This window comes from Streptomyces collinus (genome assembly GCF_031348265.1).
In the GTDB taxonomy this organism is placed as follows: domain Bacteria; phylum Actinomycetota; class Actinomycetes; order Streptomycetales; family Streptomycetaceae; genus Streptomyces; species Streptomyces collinus.
The window spans coordinates 539,105-555,244 of the sequence record NZ_CP133771.1 but is presented as its reverse complement, the minus strand read 5'-3'; the positions used below and the strand labels follow the sequence as shown (position 1 = coordinate 555,244).

Below are 16,140 nucleotides of genomic sequence, written 5' to 3'. Positions count from 1 at the left end.
GAGTTCCGGTTCCCTACGACACCACCTTGACGACGAGCACACAGGCGTTGTCCTCGCGCCCGTCCTCGCCGAACTCCCGGACCACGGTGCGTACGCAGTCCTCCGCGGTGCGGTTCCCGGCCAGGCGCGGTGCCAGGCCGAGGAGGAGGTTCGCCGCCGCCGCTCCGGTGTGCCCCGGCACCAGCCCATCGGTGTACAGGAGCAGCAGGTCGCCCACGCGGAGCGTCTCTTCGGCCTGCCCGTAGACGGCGCCCGAGGTGGCGCCGAGCAGGACGCCGTCCGGTGTGTCCAGGGCGCGCCCCGTCCCGTCGCGGAACAGCAGCGGGGCGGGGTGTCCGGCCTGCGCCCACACCAGGGTGCGGGTGGCGGGCCGGTAGCGGCAGCAGACGGCGCTGCCCAGAGCGGGTTGCACGGTGGCGTCGAGTAACTGGTTCAGCCAGGCCATCACCTGCCCCGGCTGCGCACCGGCCATGGCCATGCCGCGTACGGCACCGAGCAGCATGGTCATGTTCGATGTGACGCCGACTCCCTGGCCGGTGAGATCGCCGACGCTGAGAAGCGTTTCGCCGTCGGTCAGTTCGAGGGCGTCGTACCAGTCGCCGCCGATGAGCGTGCGGGTGGACGCCGGCAGGTGGTGGGACGCGAGGTCGAGGGCCCTGGCGCCCCGGTGCGGGAGCCGCAGGGAGCCGCGCCACGGCGGCAGCACGGCCTCCTGCAACTCGACCGCGAGCCGGTGTTCGCTGCGCGCGGCGTCCTGCCGGTGGCGGAGCGAGTCACGGGTCTCGCTCACCACCCTTTGGCTGCGGCGCAGTGCGCTGACGTCACGCAGCACGGCCCACATCGAGGCGGTGCTGCCGTCGGTGTCGAGCACCGGTTCGCCCATCATGTGCACGGTCCGTACGTCGCCGGCCCGGCGGGCAATGCGGAACTCGCCGTCGATGGGCCGGGCGTCGACGAGGCAGCCGGTGACCATCGCCGTCAGCTTCGGCCGGTCCTCGTCCACGACCAGTGACGGCAGTTCGTCGAGGGTGAGCGGGGGAGCGGCCGGGTCGCGGCCCAGGATCCGGTAGAGCTCGCCCGACCAACTGGCCTCGTCCGTCAGCAGGTTCCACTCGGCGCTGCCGACCCGGCTGAGCAGGGAACCCTGTGTGGGGAGGGGTGCTTCCGGGGCCGCCGCCGTGGGCAGGGGGCCGTCCCGCAGCTGGGCCAGGTGTTCGTCGAGGTCGTTCAGCTGGTGCAGGGCCAGGTCGTACAGGGCGCGCTGCCAGCGCTCACGCGGGTGGTCCGATGCCGCTTCCTCGGAGTCGCGGCGCACCGCGTCCACCTCGCCCTTGAGCCGCCGCGTCTGCGATATGAGCGCGTCGACCGAGCCGCGTCCTGGCGGCTGGGCGGCTGGGCGGTCCGCGGAGAGGTGGGACGGCATGACGCACTCCGATGCGGGGACGGTTCGACCAAGGCGGACGGAGGGACCGTTACGACTGTTGCACAGCCCGCGACGGCCTGTAAGGGATTCGGCAACACACGATACGGTGGTGCTTCTGGCATATGCCACAGTCTCGCGGAGCTACTCCGGGGTAGGTGGGGAGGGTCCTTCCCGGAGGCTCAAGTCGTAGGTTACACAGGGCATTTGGCGACCCATGGGAAACACCCGCACGAGGTTCATGCGGGTGTTCGATGCTCCTGTGTTCGAGCCCTGGTCAGTACCGCAGCACCCCGGCCATGCCGTCCGCCTCCCCGAGCGTGCCGTCCGGGACGAAGCGGACATCGGCTCCGGTCTCCAGGCACTGTTCGACGATCTCGTCCACGATGTCCTCGCGGGAGTCGAGGTCGCCGCTCTCGGCGAGGATCAGATGGTCCCCGGCGTCGCGGACCGTCACGCGGTAGTTCTCCTCGACGGCCAGCAGCCGGACGCGGCCGTCCCGGGCGCTCTGCCACAGCTCGTCGACACCGGCGGCGAACTCCCGTCGGCCGCGGGCCGTTTCGAGGGCGCGGGTCACGGCGTCCGTGCTGCGGCGGGCCTCCGCCTCGACCACCGGGCGCACGGCCTGCCACACGGTCTCGTGGGTCCCGTGGGCGAGCCCGCCGTGCGGGACGTGCACCGCGCCGCGGGCGGTGCCGCCGACCTCGTCCAGCAGGGTCAGGGCGGCCGGCTCGCCGGTGACGTACAGCTGCCGCGGGTGGTCGCGCAGCACGGCGTTCATCGCGGTGCCGGCCTCGCGCAGGAACTGGCGGGTGCGTTCCTCCCGGAAGGCGCTCGGTGTGTCGCCGATCCGCTGCTGCCGCTCCGGGTCGAAGTTCTCCACGCGCCGGGTCATCGGGAAGCCGCCGACCCGGGCCTCGGCGACCCGGTCGACGCCGCCGTTCCACAGGGTGACGCGGTCCGCGGCGAGCGACAGGACCCAGAAGGGCCGCCCGGCCGTCTGGGCGGAGACGAGGTTGCGGGTGAGGAAGGTGTCCGAGAGCACCACGCGTTCGGGTACGGACCTCGCTACCGACCACACCTGGTGTTCGCCCGGAGCGGCGAAGATCACCAGGCCGTCCTCGGCGTGTGTCAGGTCGACCTCGGTCATGGCCCGGTCCAGGTGCCCGGCGACCTCGGTGCGTCGCTCACGGGTGACGGCCGGGTCGGCCTCCAGCTGCCTCTTGGCCTCGGCCACCGCGTTGCGCAGCCGGACCTGGTCCTGGGCGTTGTAGGGATCGCGCCGATGGGTCGGCGTCAGCACGGAGACCGCGGGGTAGGGGCGCGGGCGCCGCAGTTCGGCAAGGGTCGCGGGACTCAGAACGCTCTCCATGACAGAACGATAGAGCGAATTCCCGACTGGGGCATTTGGGGCAATCGATCTCACTCGTCGTCGCGGTCGGAGCCGCAGGAACTGCCGTCCGGAGGGAGCGTTCCGTACAGCAGGAAGGCGTCGACCTTGCCGTGCACGCACTTCGACGAGCCGTAGCCGGTGTGTCCTTCGCCGCGGTTGTCGAGCACCACGGCCGAGGAGCCGAGCCGCCTGGCCGTCTCCACCGTCCAGCGGTACGGCGTGGCCGGATCGCCCCGGGTGCCGACAAGCAGCATCCTCGGCGTGTCGACGTCCTTGACGTCGTCGCGGATGTAGTCGGTGCCCTTGGGGCGGCCATAGCACATCAGCACCTGGGTGAGCCGGTAGCGGCCGAAGACCGGTGAGGCCTCCTCGTAGCGGGCGCGCAGCCGGCCGAGGTCCTCGGTGACCTGCGCGGCGGCGGGGCGGTCCGGATCGTCCGCGCAGTTGACGGCCATCAGCGCCGCCGGCAGGTTGTCGAGCGGCACGTCCGCGGGGTCGGTGAGCCCGGCGTGCGGGCCGCGCTTCGGCGGGAGGGTGAAGCCCCCGGACAGGAACGCCTCCAGGCCGCTCGGGTCGCCGTCCTCCAGCAGCCGGCCGACGGCCCGCTGCAGCGAGGGCCACAGCTCCCTGCTGTAGAGGCCCTGCCCGAGAGCGCCGGCGAAGTCCTGGCCGGAGAACGCCTCGCCGAAGTCGTTCGGCAGCGGATCCTTGTCGAGCGACTCGACCACCTGTACGACATGCTTCCGGGCTTCGCGCGGGTCCCGTCCGAACGGGCAGGCGATGTCCTCGGTGCACCAGGTCAGGAAGTTCTCCAGTGCGGTCTGCTGCCCCCGGGCGCTCGCCACACCCTGGTCGGACAGGGGCTCGGTCAGCGTGTCGACGCCGTCCAGCACCATCCTGCCGACCTTGTCGGGGTGCTGGGCCGCGTACACCGCGCCGAGCCGGCTTCCGTAGGAGAAGCCCAGGTAGTTGAGCTTGTCGTCGCCGAGCGCGTCGCGTATGACGTCCAGATCGCGGGCGGCGTTGACCGTGCCGATGTGGGGCAGGACCGGGCCCGAGTGCTCGGTGCACTCGGCCGCCGCCGTGCGCAGCTCTTCGAGCACGGCCTCCGGATCGGTCACGTCGGCATTGCCGTCGGTGGCGTCCAGGGCGCTGTCCGAGGCGTTTCCGCAGCTGACCGGCGAGGACCGGCCGACGCCGCGCGGGTCGAAGGAGACCACGTCGTAGCCGTTCGTCAGACCCATGAAGTCCTTGCCGCCCATGGCGAGTTGGGCCACGCCCTGGCCGCCCGGGCCGCCGAAGTTCAGCAGGACCGATCCCCGCGAGGTGCCCGTGGCCCGGTAGCGGGCGACGGCGACGTCGAGGGTGCCCTGCCCGGGCTTGGTGTAGTCGAGCGGGACGGTGACCTTCCCGCACTGGAGGTCCTTCGGCATGTCCATGCCTTCGCATGCGGACCAGGTGACCTTCTGGTCGTAGAAGCGCGTGAGGCCGGGCGGCGGGCCGTCGGCGGCCGGCAGTGCTGTGCCCAGCAGGGCGAGCCCGGCCGTACCGGTGACCGCGCAGCGCCGTATCGAGGGGCGCGTGGACAGCTTGGCCAGCATCGATGCCTCCAGGGCGCGGGGCGTCCCGCGGCGGACCGGGACCGGCGCCCTCGCTCACCATAAGCGGGCCCCGGAAGCCTCGCCTCCGGGCGGGGGGAGCCGGGCGGCGAGCCGTGTTCCGCGCTGCCGGCCCCGGCGAAGCCCGCATGCGGAGTCGGCATACGAAGGGCTTTACCGCTAGTTCGACAACCGGGCCGCTCGATGGAGTGAAAGACCGATAAGCCATAACTCGGACCGGCCGCCTCGCGTTCTCTCCGGTGCGGGTGAGTGCCCGCGACACGATGTCTGGAAGGCAGGGGTCCCATGAGACGCCTTACGGAGTGATCGCCGTCGCCGCCGCCTCGGGCGCGATGGCCGTGACCGTCCCCGCGTACGCCGGTTCCGGTGCGGATGGCTCGACGGCCGGTTCGCCCGGGGTGGTCTCCGGCAACACCGTCCAGTTGCCGGTGCACGTTCCGGTGAACGTGTGCGGGAACACCGTGAACGTGGTGGGGCTCCTGAACCCCGCCGCCGGCAACACCTGCGCGAACGAGGACGACGGGCGGGCCGGCCGCCCGGGCACGTCCGGCGGCGCGGTCGCCGAGGCCGGCGGAAAGGATTCACCGGGCGTGGTCTCCGGCAACGGCGTGCAGTTGCCGGTCGACCTCCCGGTCGACCTCACGGGCAACTCCGTGAACGTCGTCGGTATCGGCAACCCGTCGACCGGCAACGAGTCCTCGAACACGCCCGGTGACCAGCGCCCGGTCCGTCCCCAGCGCCCGCAGGAGCCGGTCCCGGAGCGGACCCCGCCGTCCCGGCCGAACCCGGCCCCCGAACCGGCCCCGCACAGCGGCCCGCGCGCCGTCCCGCACGCCACCGGCGCCCTGGCCCACACGGGCACGGACCACACCCTCCAGGCCCTCGCCGCGAGCGCGGCACTGGTCGCCGGGGGAGTGGTGCTGCGCCGGAGGCTCCGCCCGGGGTCGGACGGCTGACGGACGCGGGCTACACCGCCTCCGCCACCCCCGTGAGCAGCACCATCCCCGAGTCCCCGTAGTCGGGCAGGGTCGGGTCCACGTCGATGTGCGTCACGTCCAGGTCCCGGGTCAGGGGCGTGAAGACCTCCGTCACAGTCGCCGGGCTCACCGGGCAGCCGGGCCAGCGGGAGGCCGGACCGATGCGGTACGTCGGCATGTTCTCCATGAACGCGGCGACCAGGTGGCCGCCCGGCCGGACCGTGCGGACGAAGGCGCGGCAGAGGTCGGCGAACTCCGCGAAGTCCTCCGTGACGCTCTCGGCGACGAAGTGCATGGAGGCGAGTCCGTACGCGCCCGGCGGCAGGGTCCGGACGTCGGCGTGGACGACGTTCACCGGGGCCAGCGCCCCGGCGAGGGTCGCGGGCACCTGGGGGTTCAGCCGTCGGCACAGGGTGTGGAAGGGCAGCCAGCTCGCGTCCAGACGGTGGCAGATCTGGTCCTCCAGGTAGGCGATGTTGCTCGCTCCGGCCTCCACGGCGTCGATCCTGCGGCACGCGGCGGACGCCAGTATGAGCGGGTACAGGTTGGGTCCCGCCCCGAACTCCACCGAGCGGGCGATCCGGCCGGGCGGGAGGCCCCGGTAGAACGCGGAGTGGTGCGCGATGACCGCCGCGTCCGACGCGTGCACCTCGCGGTAGTTCTCCGCGAGGTAGTCGGAGACCGGCCAGCGGTCCCAGTCCACGTCGTCGTTGTGCGTCGTCATGGCCCTCTAGCCCTTCAGCCGCAGCGGGAAGCGTTCGGACAACCGGGTCAGGCTCCCGTTCAGATGGTCGATGTCCTCGTCCGAGTTGAGGGCCGTGAGCTGGATGCGGAACCCCACCCGGTCCCGGGGGACCAGCGGGTACGCCGCCAGCGTCACATAGACGCCCTCCTGCCACAGGAACGCGGCGACCGCGTCCAGGTCCGCGGGGTTCGCCAGCGGCACCTCCACGATCGGCAGCCGGTCCGAGTTGAGGGTGCTCACCCCCATGCCCTCCAGGTGGTCGAGGACCCGGACCGTCTTGCGGTACAGGTCCGCCCGGATCGCGTCGCCCCGGCGCTCGTTGACGTCCAGCCCGGCCAGCGCGGTCGCCAGTGACGCCGTCGGTGACGGCCCCGAGTACAGATAGGGCGCCGCCGCGGTCTTCAGCCGGTTCTTCAGCTCCGGCGGCAGGGCGAGGAACGCCAGCAAGGACGAGTACGCCTTGGAGAACCCGCCCACGAGCACGATCCCGTCGTACGACTCCCCGGTGTGCCGCACCACGCAGTTGCCGCGCATGCCGTACGGGCACGTCTCGTCCGGCCCGCGCTCCCCGATCACGCCGAAGCCGTGCGCGTCGTCGACGTACAGCGTCGCCCCCTCGGAGCGGCACACCGCCGCCAGGGAGGGCAGATCGGGGATGTTGCCGCTCATGCTGTTGACGCCGTCGAGGCACACCAGCCGGGGCGTGCCCGGCGGGGCCCCGGCCAGCAGGGCACGCAGTTCGTCGAGCCGCTCGGCGTGGAAGCGGTGCAGGGTGGCGCCCTGGGCCCGGGCCACCACGCAGCCGTCGTAGACCGTGCGGTGCGCGGTCGCCTCCACGAAGACGTGTCCGTCCTCCGCGATGGCCGGGATCACCGAGGAGTGCACCAGCGTCAGCGTGGGCAGCAGCAGCGTGTCCGGCGCGCCCAGCAGCGCGGCGAGCCGCTCCTCGATGTCGGGGTACAGCCGCGGACTGCCCAGCAGCCGCGACCAGCTGGGATGCGTGCCCCACCGGCGGACCGCGGGATCGACCGACTCCATGACCTCCGGGTCCCAGTCGAAGCCCAGGTAGTTGCACGACGCGAAGTCGATCAGCCAGTGGTCACCGCTGCGGATGTGCCTCCCGCGCACTTCGTCCAGGACCGCGTCGCTCATCGGGCTGGTGCGCCGCAGGTGCTCCAGGTCCGCCCAGCGGGCTTCGCGGCGACCGCGGGCGGCGTCGATACGGGGCCTCGGGGTCTGCGGGGTTGCGAAGGGGCGGGCGGTCGGCTCCCGCAGGACGTGCGCGCTCTGCTCCACCGTCAGCGGCCGGGCGAACAGGAACCCCTGCCCGAACCGGCACCCCATGCCGGCCAGCAGATCCCGCTGAGCGGTGTCCTCGATGCCCTCAGCGATGACCTGCAGCCCCAGGGTGTCGGCGATCCGCACGATGCCCTCGACCAGGGCGACCTGCTGGGCGTCCTGTGCGATGTCGTCGATGTACGACTTGTCGATCTTCAGCACGTCGATGGGGAAGTCCCGCAGGTAGCGCAGCGAGGAGAAGCCGGTGCCGAAGTCGTCGACCGCGATGTGCACCCCGAGTTCCTTCAGCGTGTTCAGCACCGTCTGGAGCCGGTCGTCGCGGTGCAGCAGGACCGTCTCCGTCAGCTCCAGCTGCAGCGATCCGGGTTCGAGCCCCGGGGTGCTCAGCGCCTCCCCGACCTGCTCGATGAACCCGGCGTCGCGGAACTGACGGGCGGAGACGTTCACGCTGACGTACGGCGGGCGGCCGGGGCCCGGCAGCCGTTGCAGCCCGATGATGTCGCTGATCGCGTTCTCCAGCACCCACGAGCCCAGCGAGGCGATGTGCCCGGTCTCCTCCGCCAGGCTGATGAACTGCTCCGGGGCGACGGGCGGCCGGTGTTCGTGCGGCCAGCGGACCAGCGCCTCGAACCCGACGACCTCGCCCGCCGCGATGTCCACGACCGGCTGGTAGCGCAGCGCGAACGCCTTGTCGGCGACCGCCTGGGCCAGCTGGGACTGCAGATCGTGCCGTTCCACCATGCGGCTGCGCAGCAGTGGCTTGAAGCGGCGCCACTGCCGCTTGCCCGCCGCCTTCGCCGCGTACAGGGCGAGGTCGGCATGGCCCAGCAGTTCCTCCGCGTCGGTGCTGTCGCGCGCGGTGGCCACGCCCACGCTGGCGGACACCGTCACCGACTCGTCGGCCAGCTCGAAGGGCCGGCTCAGGGTCTGGATCACCTGGGCCGCGAGCAGTTCGGCGTCCACCGGCTGCTTGGCGTCCTCCATCAGCACGGCGAACTCGTCGCCGCCGAGCCGGGCCGCGGTGTCGGTGCGACGCAGCGTCCGGGACAGCCGGTTGCCGACCGCGACCAGCAGCTGGTCGCCCGCCCGGTGCCCCATGGTGTCGTTGACCAGCTTGAAGTCGTCGAGGTCGATGAAGAGCAGACAGGTCAGGGACGACTCGCGGCGGCCGCGCAGCAGGGCGCGTTCGATCCGCTCCAGCAGCAGCGTCCGGTTGGGCAGACCGGTCAGCGAGTCGTGGAAGGCCCGCTGCGTCAGCTCCTGCTCCAGCCGCCGCTGCTCGGTCACGTCCCGCAGGGTCACCACCAGACCGGACACGGTCCGTTCGTCCCGGAAGTCGCTGAAGCGGACCTCCACCTCGACGCGCCCTTCCCGGCGCCGCACCCACCAGTGGTCGTGGCCCGCCCCGGAACCCCGCTCCCGTACGACGGCCAGCTCCCGGGCCGCCCGCTCCCGGTCGCCGGGGTCCACCAGTTCCGGCAGGGACACGCCGAGGAGTTCGTCGGTGCCGAAGACGGACCGCGCGGACGGGCTGGCGTACCGGATGGTGTCGTCGTCCTCCAGGATCAGGATCACGTCGGAGGCGTTGCGGACGAGGGTGCGGAAGTACGCCTCGTTCTCCCGCCGGATGACCTCCTGGCGCAGCGCGACGCGCTCCATCGCCAGACCCGCGTGCGAGGCCAGGATCTCCAGGGAGCCCCAGGTCTCGTGGAGCTGCCGCTCGGGGGCGGCGACCAGCAGGGTGCCCGGCACGGCTCCGGACGGGCGGTCGGGCTGGGTCATGGGGCACACCAGGACCGACGGCAGGTTGTCGAGCGCGGAGGCGACCTCGGGGTCGAGGACGGCCGGGCTGACCAGCCGGGTGCCGTGGGCGCCCAGGTCCGTCGCCTGCTCGGTGGGGAGCAGCAGCGTCCGGTGCGGTGTGTCCCGGCCCATCAGCCGGTCGACCGCCTGGTGGCAGGACCGGTCGACCTCTTCCTGCCGGAAGGCGGAGACCAGCGACGCGGCGGCTCCGCGCAGGGCCAGCTCCCGCGTCACCGCGTGGCGGTGCGCCACGACCATCCCCGCCAGCCGCAGGATCACGAGCAGGAACAGCACGCCCGAGAAGACCGCGATCACGGCGGCGTCCCGGGTCTGGCCGCTCAGCCCCTCCCAGAGCAGGATCCCCGGCGCGATGAGCGTGGCCACGGCGAGCATGACCAGCCGCCGCGGCGGCGGCAGCAGGGACTCCCGCTGCGGCATGGAAGCCGTCAGCTCGACCATGGAGGGCTGCAGTGCCGCCAGGCCCCAGGCGGTGTAGAAGACGACCCAGCCGAGATCCAGCAGGCTGCCGGTCTGCCAGACGTCGTTCAGCTGCAGGATCCCGTACGCGATGTCCGTCACGAGCAGGGTCACCGTGCCGGCGACCAGCAGGCGTACGGCGCGATTGGAACCGTCGACCGGGCTGGGGGTGAGCAGCCTGATCAGCAGGGCCAGCACGAGGATGTCGCCGAGGGGGTAGGCGATGCTGATGGCCCGCTGCTGCCACGTCAGCCCCTGCAGCACGGTCAGCGGCTGCACCAGGTACACCCACACGGGCAGCGCCAGGCCTGCGGTGACGATCAGCGCGTCGAGCAGGCTCGGCAGGTCGCGGTTGGCCCAGCGGTGGCGCACCAGGCCCGACAGACCGATCGCGATGAGCGGGTACATGGCCAGGTAGCAGGCGTCGGCCGGGGAGGGGAACGGGTTGGAGGCTCCCAGGTACTGCTCCATCACGAAGTAGTACGTGTCGCCCGCGATGAACACGAGCAAGCCCGCGGCCAGGACCCACCAGGGCCATGCGTGGGCGGGCCGGTGCAGGCGTGTGCCGATCAGGATGGCGCCGACACCGGCCAGCCCCATCACGGCCCACATCACGGGAACCATCACCGGGATGGTCATGTACACGACGGTAACGATCGCGACCAGGGCGACGTAGACGGCCATGAGCCGACGTGCCGGCAGCGAGGACATGTGCCTCCCCCCGTCGGGGAGACCGGGGCGTACGCCTGGTCTTACACCTGGTCCAATTGGAATCGATCATAGGTTCGTCCGAGCGGCCCTGCATCTCGGGCGGATGTCCGTCCGGGTCGGACCCGGTGCTTCCCCGTGCTGTCTCAGCGGTGTCCGCGGTGGAACCTGATGTGCAACTCCCTCACCTGCTGCGTCAGTTCGGGCACCGGGCCGTCCACGGTGACACCGGGTGCGACCTCCTGTACGGGGAGTGGCCGGACCGGTGCCGCTGGAACACCCAACTCGTCCAGCCAGGTGGTGAGTTGCCCGGACGAGGCAACGTAGACGATGCGCCCGAGGCCGACCCAGGCGTGCGCTGCCGCGCACATCGGGCAGTGCTCGCCGGAGGTGTAGACCGTGGCGGCCGCCCGCTCCCCGGGGGTGAGGTGCGCCGCCGACCAGCGCGCCAGCTCGAACTCGGGGTGCCGGGTGCGGTCGCCCGAGGCCACCCGGTTGTGGTCCTCGCCGAGGACGGTGCCGTCTCCGCCCACCAGGACCGAACCGAACGGCTCGTCCCCGGCCTCCAGCGCCTCGGCCGCCAGTTCCACGCAGCGGCGCAGATGCGGCAGATCCGTGTCCTTCACGACCATGGGGCGGCCTTTCCCGTGACGATGTGATCAACAGGACCCTAGGGCGCCGGGGCGCGGGGCGGAAGGAACGGGGCCGCAGGCCGGGAGGGTGCCGCCGGGCCGGAAAACCGCTTGCCGTCCGGCCCGGCCGCTGCTGAGGTCTGCCCATGGATCATGCTGAGTTGCTCGCCCTGTTCGACCGCGACCTGCGTGCGGGAGCGCGGCCGGACGGCCCCGATGCCCGGGTCGAGCGGACCGGCGGCGTCGTCCGCCAGGTCGCCTCCGCCCAGGGCTGGAACGGCGTCGTGTGGTCCGCCCTCGACGAGGCCGGGGCGGACGCGGCGATCGCCGCGCAGATCGGCCACTACACCGGGCTCGGCCTCGACTTCGAGTGGAAGCTGTACGGGCACGACCGCCCGGCCGACCTCGGACGGCGGCTGTGCGCGGCCGGGTTCACGCCCGGGGCCGAGGAGACGCTGATGATCGGCGAGGCCGACGGCCTGGCCCACGGCACCGAACCGCCCGAGGGCGTGCGCGTCGTGCCGGTCACCGGCCCGGCGGGCGTCGATCTGGTGGCCGACGTCCACGAGAAGGCGTTCGGCGCGGACAGCTCCTGGCTGCGCCACCAGCTCCTCGCCCGGCTGGCGGCCGACCCGGACACCGTCGTCGCCGTCGTGGCGATGGCCGGCGGCGAGCCGGTGAGCGCGGCCCGCATGGAACTCGTACCCGGTACACCCTTCGCCGGGCTGTGGGGCGGCGGCACCGTCCAGCACTGGCGGGGCCGCGGCATCTACCGCACGCTGGTGGCCCACCGCGCCCGCGCCGCCGCGGCCCGCGGCTACCGCTACCTCCAGGTCGACGCCTCCAGTCAGAGCCGGCCGATCCTGGAACGCCTCGGCTTCGTGCCGCTGACGACCACGACGCCGTACGAGTACACCGCGTAGCCGAGCGGGGCGGGGTGCGGATGTCACGTCCGGGGCCGCCCGATCCGTCGCAGTGTCATGACGACGAACGGGACGAGTCAGAGCATCCTCCTCGCCGGCGCGAGCGGCGTCCTCGGCCGGCACATCACCCGCGCCCTGACCGAGGCGGGCCACAAGGTCACCGGCCTCGGCAGGAGCAGGGAGAACGGCATCCGAGCCGACCTCATGGACCGCGACGCGCTGCTGCGCGCCGTCGACGGGCACCGCTTCGACACCGTGGTCCACGCCGCGACGGCCCTGCGCAAGCCCCCCATGCGGGACCGTGACATGTACGCCACCGACGCCCTGCGCACCGAGGGCACGGCCCACCTCGTCGAGGCCGCCCGCGCCACCGGCGCCCGCCGCTTCGTCGTGGAGTCCATGGCCTTCGGGTACGGCTACGGCGACCACGGCGACCGCCCGCTCACCGAGGACGACCCCTTCGGCCCGCGCGGCGCCACACCGGCGCTGGAGCGGCACATCGCCGGCATGCGGACCAAGGAGCGGCTCGCCTTCGAAGCGGAGGCCCTGGACGGCATCGCGCTGCGCCTCGGCCTGTTCTACGGCCCCGGCGGCACCGAAGCCCTGCTGCCCCTGTTGCGACGACGGCAGCTGCCCCTGCCCGGCGACCGGGGCCGGGTGCTGCCGTGGGTGGAGCTCACGGACGCCGCCCGCGCGGTGGTGGCCGCGGTGGAGCGCGGCCGGCCGGGGCAGGCGTACAACATCGCGGACGGCACCCCCATGGGGTTCCGCGCCCACGTCGAGGCGGTGGCCCGGACGTTCGGGCTGCCGAAGCCGTTGCACGTGCCGCTGTGGTTCTTGAAGCCCATGTCGTACGCGCACACCGTGATGTCGTCCCGGCTCCGCATGTCCTGCGCGAAGGCGGAGCGCGAACTCGGCTGGACGCCGCGCTATGCGTCGAGCCACGAGGGGCTCGCCGCGCTGCGGCCGACGAGCCACCTCTGAGACCCGGGCGGCCGGAGGTGCCTCGCCGGCAGTCGTAGCGGACATGGGCGGGCCGGTCCGGGAGGCGGACCGGCCTTCGGCTCCTTTCCGGCGTTCGCTACGGCCTCGGCTGGGCCTTCGCCGCCGTTCCGGCGCACACCAGCCCCAGGACCACGGCCAGTGCACCGATGATGATGTTGTTCCACACGACACCGGCGTCCGGGCTTTCGCCAACGATCCACGGCGAGATGATCATCCAGACCCCGAGGGCACACATGGCCCAGCTCAGGCCGTACATGCGCTCGGGAGCACGAGTGAAGCCGAGCGCCAGCAGGCCGATCGCGATACCCATGATCAGGTTGTGAGTCACGAGTGCCGGCTGGCTGGTCGTGTAGTGGACTATCCACGGGGAGGCGGCGCAGTACAGACCGAGCAGGAACACCGGTCCGTCCACGAGCGCCACATCGCGGCCGCCGAGCACGCGGGCGTACCGATCCCGCATCTCGGAGGCATCAGGGTGGCTGGTGATGTCACCTCTGGTGGGCGAGACGTTGGCCATGACTCGTCTCCTTCATGGTGCAGGGCGTCCGCGTCTGGAGTGGTATGCGGTAAACGCCGCGTAAGCATCATTCTGCTCTTATGTCCTCTTTATGTGTAGAGGTCGGCGCGAGGTGCGGAATCTACCCGGCGGTACATGTCCGGCCGGATCGGGGGCATCCGGATGTGTACGACAGTGACCGATCGACGTCGCCCGGCGGGCGGCGCTGGACAGGGGAGGGCAGCGGACGTGACTACGGCCATCGGCGCGAAGGTGTTGGAACGGTTCCCGGCGGGGTCTCCGCGCGGATCGTGGCCGGCGGAGGAGTACGCGGCCCGCCGCCGCGCCGAGGGCGAGGACGCCACTGTCGTGATGGACCTGGAGTCGGACGCGTTCCTGGTGGTCGTCCCGGCGGACGAGGACTGAATTCCTCCGTCCCGCACGGCCCTTCAGGCCGCTCTTCGTGAAATCCGCGGTCCGCAATACGAGATGGGCCGCGGATTTCTTGACGGGTGCCGTCCCCCGCTGCCACGATCCATGGCATGACCATGCGACTGGACCTCACGCGGCGACGCCACGTCGACCTCGCACGCGTCTCCAGCGCTTCCTGTCGCGCCGCAGCCTGAATCTCCCGGCTCGCCGCTTCCCCTCACCGCTTCATCCGTCGTCGGACGACTCTCGTCGTGCCGAGCGGACGCCCTGTGCGGTGCATTTCCCTCACGCCTGAATTCAGCGCTCCGGCACGCCCTTCTCCACTGGCGTCCCCGCATTCACGGTGCCCCGCGCAGTCGCGCCTCCTCCCGGAAAAGAGAGCCCATGGCCACCGTCCTGTCCGTCTCCGGCAGCCCCTCCGCCTCCTCCCGAACCAGCCGACTGCTGCGCCATCTCGACCAGCGGCTGGCGGCCCAGGGCCATGATGTGATTCCGCTCGACGTCCGCACGATCCCCGCCGAAGCCCTGCTCGGCGCGGACTTCCGCCACCCCGCCATCGTCGAGGCCACCGAGCTGTTCGCGCGGGCCGACGGCGTCGTCGTCGGCACACCCGTCTACAAGGCGTCCTACTCCGGTGTCCTGAAGGCCTTGCTGGACCTGCTCCCGCAGTACGCCCTCGCCGGCAAGACCGTGCTGCCGCTCGCCACCGGCGGCAGCGTCGCCCATGTCCTGGCCATCGACTACGCGCTGCGCCCGGTGCTCAACTCCATGGGCGCGGCCCACATCGTGCAGGGCTGGTTCACCCTCGACAAGGACCTCGCCGTGCAGGACGACGGCTCCCTGGCCGTCGCGCCGGCCGCCACCGAGGCACTCGGCCAGGTGGTCGACCAGTTCTCCGCCGCCCTCGGCCGCACCCCGCTGCTGGCGGTGGCGGGCTGACCCCCGCCCGCCGCCGCGCCGCCGCACCACCCCCTCGATCGGAGCCCCCGTGCCCCTCACCTTCCACTGGTTCCTGCCCACCAACGGCGACAGCCGCCATGTCGTCGGCGGCGGTCACGGCACCCCGGCCACCGCGTCCGGGCGGGACCGGCCGCCGACGGTCGCCTACCTGAGCCAGATCGCCCGGGCCGCCGAGGAGGTGGGCTTCGCGGGTGCCCTCACCCCCACCGGCGCCTGGTGCGAGGACGCGTGGCTCACCACGGCGATGGTCGCCCAGCACACCGAACGCCTGAAGTTCCTCGTCGCCTTCCGGCCGGGGCTGATCTCACCCACGCTCGCCGCACAGATGGCCGCCACCTTCCAGCGGCAGACCGGCGGACGGCTGCTGCTCAACGTCGTCACCGGCGGCGAGGACAAGGAGCAGCGCGCCTTCGGCGACTTCCTCGCCAAGGACGGCCGGTACCGTCGCACCGGTGAATTCCTGCACGTCGTCAGGGGGTTGTGGGAGGGCAGGACCGTCGACCTGCACGGCGAGCACATCCGGGTGGAGGACGCGGCGCTGGCGCGGGTCCCCGACCCTGTGCCCGAGGTCTACTTCGGCGGCTCCTCGCCCATCGCCGGTGAGATCGCCGCCCGGCACTCCGACGTCTACCTCACCTGGGGCGAACCGCCCGCCCAGGTCGCCGAGAAGATCGCCCGGATCCGGTCGCTGGCCGAAGCACAGGGCCGCACCCTGCGCTTCGGCATCCGGCTGCACGTCATCACCCGCGACACCGCCGAGCAGGCCTGGGCCGAGGCGGACCGGCTGCTCGACGGCTTCGACCCGGACACGGTGGCATCGGTGCAGGCCGGCCTCGCCCGCAGCGAGTCCGAGGGGCAGCAGCGCATGCTCGCCCTGCACGGCGGCCGACGCGACCGCCTGGAGATCCACCCCAACCTGTGGGCCGGCATCGGCCTGGTGCGCGGCGGGGCGGGCACCGCCCTCGTCGGCAGCCACGACGAGGTCGCCGAGCGGATCAAGGAGTACCACGCCCTGGGCATCGACGAGTTCATCCTCTCCGGCTATCCGCACCTGGAGGAGGCGTACTGGTTCGGCGAGGGCGTCCTGCCGCGCCTCGCCGTGCAGGGACTGTGGCGGCACCCCGGCGGCAAGGAGACCGCGTCCGCGGCTCCGGCCCCCTTCGTGCCGGTCGCGAGCTGACGCTCTGTTGGTTCCGTTCCGGAAGATCAACCCTGGAGCCGTGGGCGGGCGTCCTGGTCACCGAGGGGGCA

At 72.1% G+C, this 16,140-nt stretch carries 14 protein-coding genes; 7 read left to right on the top strand and 7 right to left on the bottom strand.

Annotation, left to right across the window (positions count from 1 at the left end; translation table 11 throughout):
* Positions 1-13: 13 nt before the first annotated feature.
* The 3 genes from RFN52_RS02520 to RFN52_RS02510 form a co-directional block, all read right to left on the bottom strand.
* A complete protein-coding gene (locus tag RFN52_RS02520) occupies positions 14-1,423 on the bottom strand; it encodes a PP2C family protein-serine/threonine phosphatase (protein ID WP_184854302.1) in 1,410 nt (469 codons plus the stop codon).
* 274 nt (positions 1,424-1,697) lie between these two features.
* Positions 1,698-2,792 carry a baeRF3 domain-containing protein gene (locus RFN52_RS02515; RefSeq protein WP_184854303.1) on the bottom strand — a complete coding sequence of 365 codons (1,095 nt, stop codon included), beginning with the start codon at positions 2,790-2,792 and terminating at the stop codon, positions 1,698-1,700.
* A 50-nt stretch (positions 2,793-2,842) separates the two neighbouring features.
* Positions 2,843-4,414: an alpha/beta hydrolase gene (locus tag RFN52_RS02510; RefSeq protein ID WP_184854304.1), complete on the bottom strand. Its 1,572-nt coding sequence runs from the start codon at positions 4,412-4,414 to the stop codon at positions 2,843-2,845.
* A 320-nt stretch (positions 4,415-4,734) separates the two neighbouring features.
* Here RFN52_RS02510 and RFN52_RS02505 point away from each other — a divergent pair, with 320 nt between their 5' ends.
* Positions 4,735-5,388: a chaplin gene (locus RFN52_RS02505; protein WP_184854305.1), complete on the top strand. Its 654-nt coding sequence runs from the start codon at positions 4,735-4,737 to the stop codon at positions 5,386-5,388.
* Between the two features lie 10 nt (positions 5,389-5,398).
* Here the strand turns inward: RFN52_RS02505 and RFN52_RS02500 are convergent, their stop codons facing one another.
* The 3 genes from RFN52_RS02500 to RFN52_RS02490 form a co-directional block, all read right to left on the bottom strand.
* Complete coding sequence (locus tag RFN52_RS02500) at positions 5,399-6,133, bottom strand: class I SAM-dependent methyltransferase (RefSeq protein ID WP_184854306.1); 735 nt, start codon at positions 6,131-6,133, stop codon at positions 5,399-5,401.
* 6 nt (positions 6,134-6,139) lie between these two features.
* The gene (locus RFN52_RS02495) at positions 6,140-10,417 is read right to left on the bottom strand and encodes an aminotransferase class I/II-fold pyridoxal phosphate-dependent enzyme (RefSeq protein ID WP_184854700.1); all 4,278 of its coding nucleotides are present in this window, start codon (positions 10,415-10,417) and stop codon (positions 6,140-6,142) included.
* Positions 10,418-10,587: 170 nt separating this feature from the next.
* Positions 10,588-11,073, bottom strand: coding sequence for a nucleoside deaminase (locus RFN52_RS02490; protein WP_184854307.1), 486 nt, complete (start codon positions 11,071-11,073; stop codon positions 10,588-10,590).
* A gap of 146 nt (positions 11,074-11,219) precedes the next feature.
* Here RFN52_RS02490 and RFN52_RS02485 point away from each other — a divergent pair, with 146 nt between their 5' ends.
* Entirely contained in the window at positions 11,220-11,996 is a 777-nt protein-coding gene (locus tag RFN52_RS02485) for a GNAT family N-acetyltransferase (protein ID WP_184854308.1), read from the top strand.
* Positions 11,997-12,053: 57 nt separating this feature from the next.
* Positions 12,054-12,980 carry an NAD-dependent epimerase/dehydratase family protein gene (locus tag RFN52_RS02480; protein ID WP_184854309.1) on the top strand — a complete coding sequence of 309 codons (927 nt, stop codon included), beginning with the start codon at positions 12,054-12,056 and terminating at the stop codon, positions 12,978-12,980.
* Positions 12,981-13,077: 97 nt separating this feature from the next.
* Here the strand turns inward: RFN52_RS02480 and RFN52_RS02475 are convergent, their stop codons facing one another.
* Positions 13,078-13,518, bottom strand: coding sequence for an SPW repeat protein (locus tag RFN52_RS02475; RefSeq protein ID WP_184854310.1), 441 nt, complete (start codon positions 13,516-13,518; stop codon positions 13,078-13,080).
* Between the two features lie 240 nt (positions 13,519-13,758).
* On the opposite strand from RFN52_RS02475, the gene RFN52_RS02470 reads away from it, so the two are divergent.
* The 4 genes from RFN52_RS02470 (at position 13,759) to RFN52_RS02460 (ending at position 16,069) form a co-directional block, all read left to right on the top strand.
* Positions 13,759-13,923 carry a DUF8839 family protein gene (locus RFN52_RS02470; protein WP_491590965.1) on the top strand — a complete coding sequence of 55 codons (165 nt, stop codon included), beginning with the start codon at positions 13,759-13,761 and terminating at the stop codon, positions 13,921-13,923.
* A 116-nt stretch (positions 13,924-14,039) separates the two neighbouring features.
* Entirely contained in the window at positions 14,040-14,123 is an 84-nt protein-coding gene (locus tag RFN52_RS40025) for a putative leader peptide (RefSeq protein ID WP_350710819.1), read from the top strand.
* A 190-nt stretch (positions 14,124-14,313) separates the two neighbouring features.
* A complete protein-coding gene (gene ssuE / locus RFN52_RS02465) occupies positions 14,314-14,868 on the top strand; it encodes an NADPH-dependent FMN reductase (protein ID WP_184854312.1) in 555 nt (184 codons plus the stop codon).
* A gap of 49 nt (positions 14,869-14,917) precedes the next feature.
* Positions 14,918-16,069: an LLM class flavin-dependent oxidoreductase gene (locus RFN52_RS02460; protein WP_184854313.1), complete on the top strand. Its 1,152-nt coding sequence runs from the start codon at positions 14,918-14,920 to the stop codon at positions 16,067-16,069.
* Positions 16,070-16,140: the final 71 nt, after the last annotated feature.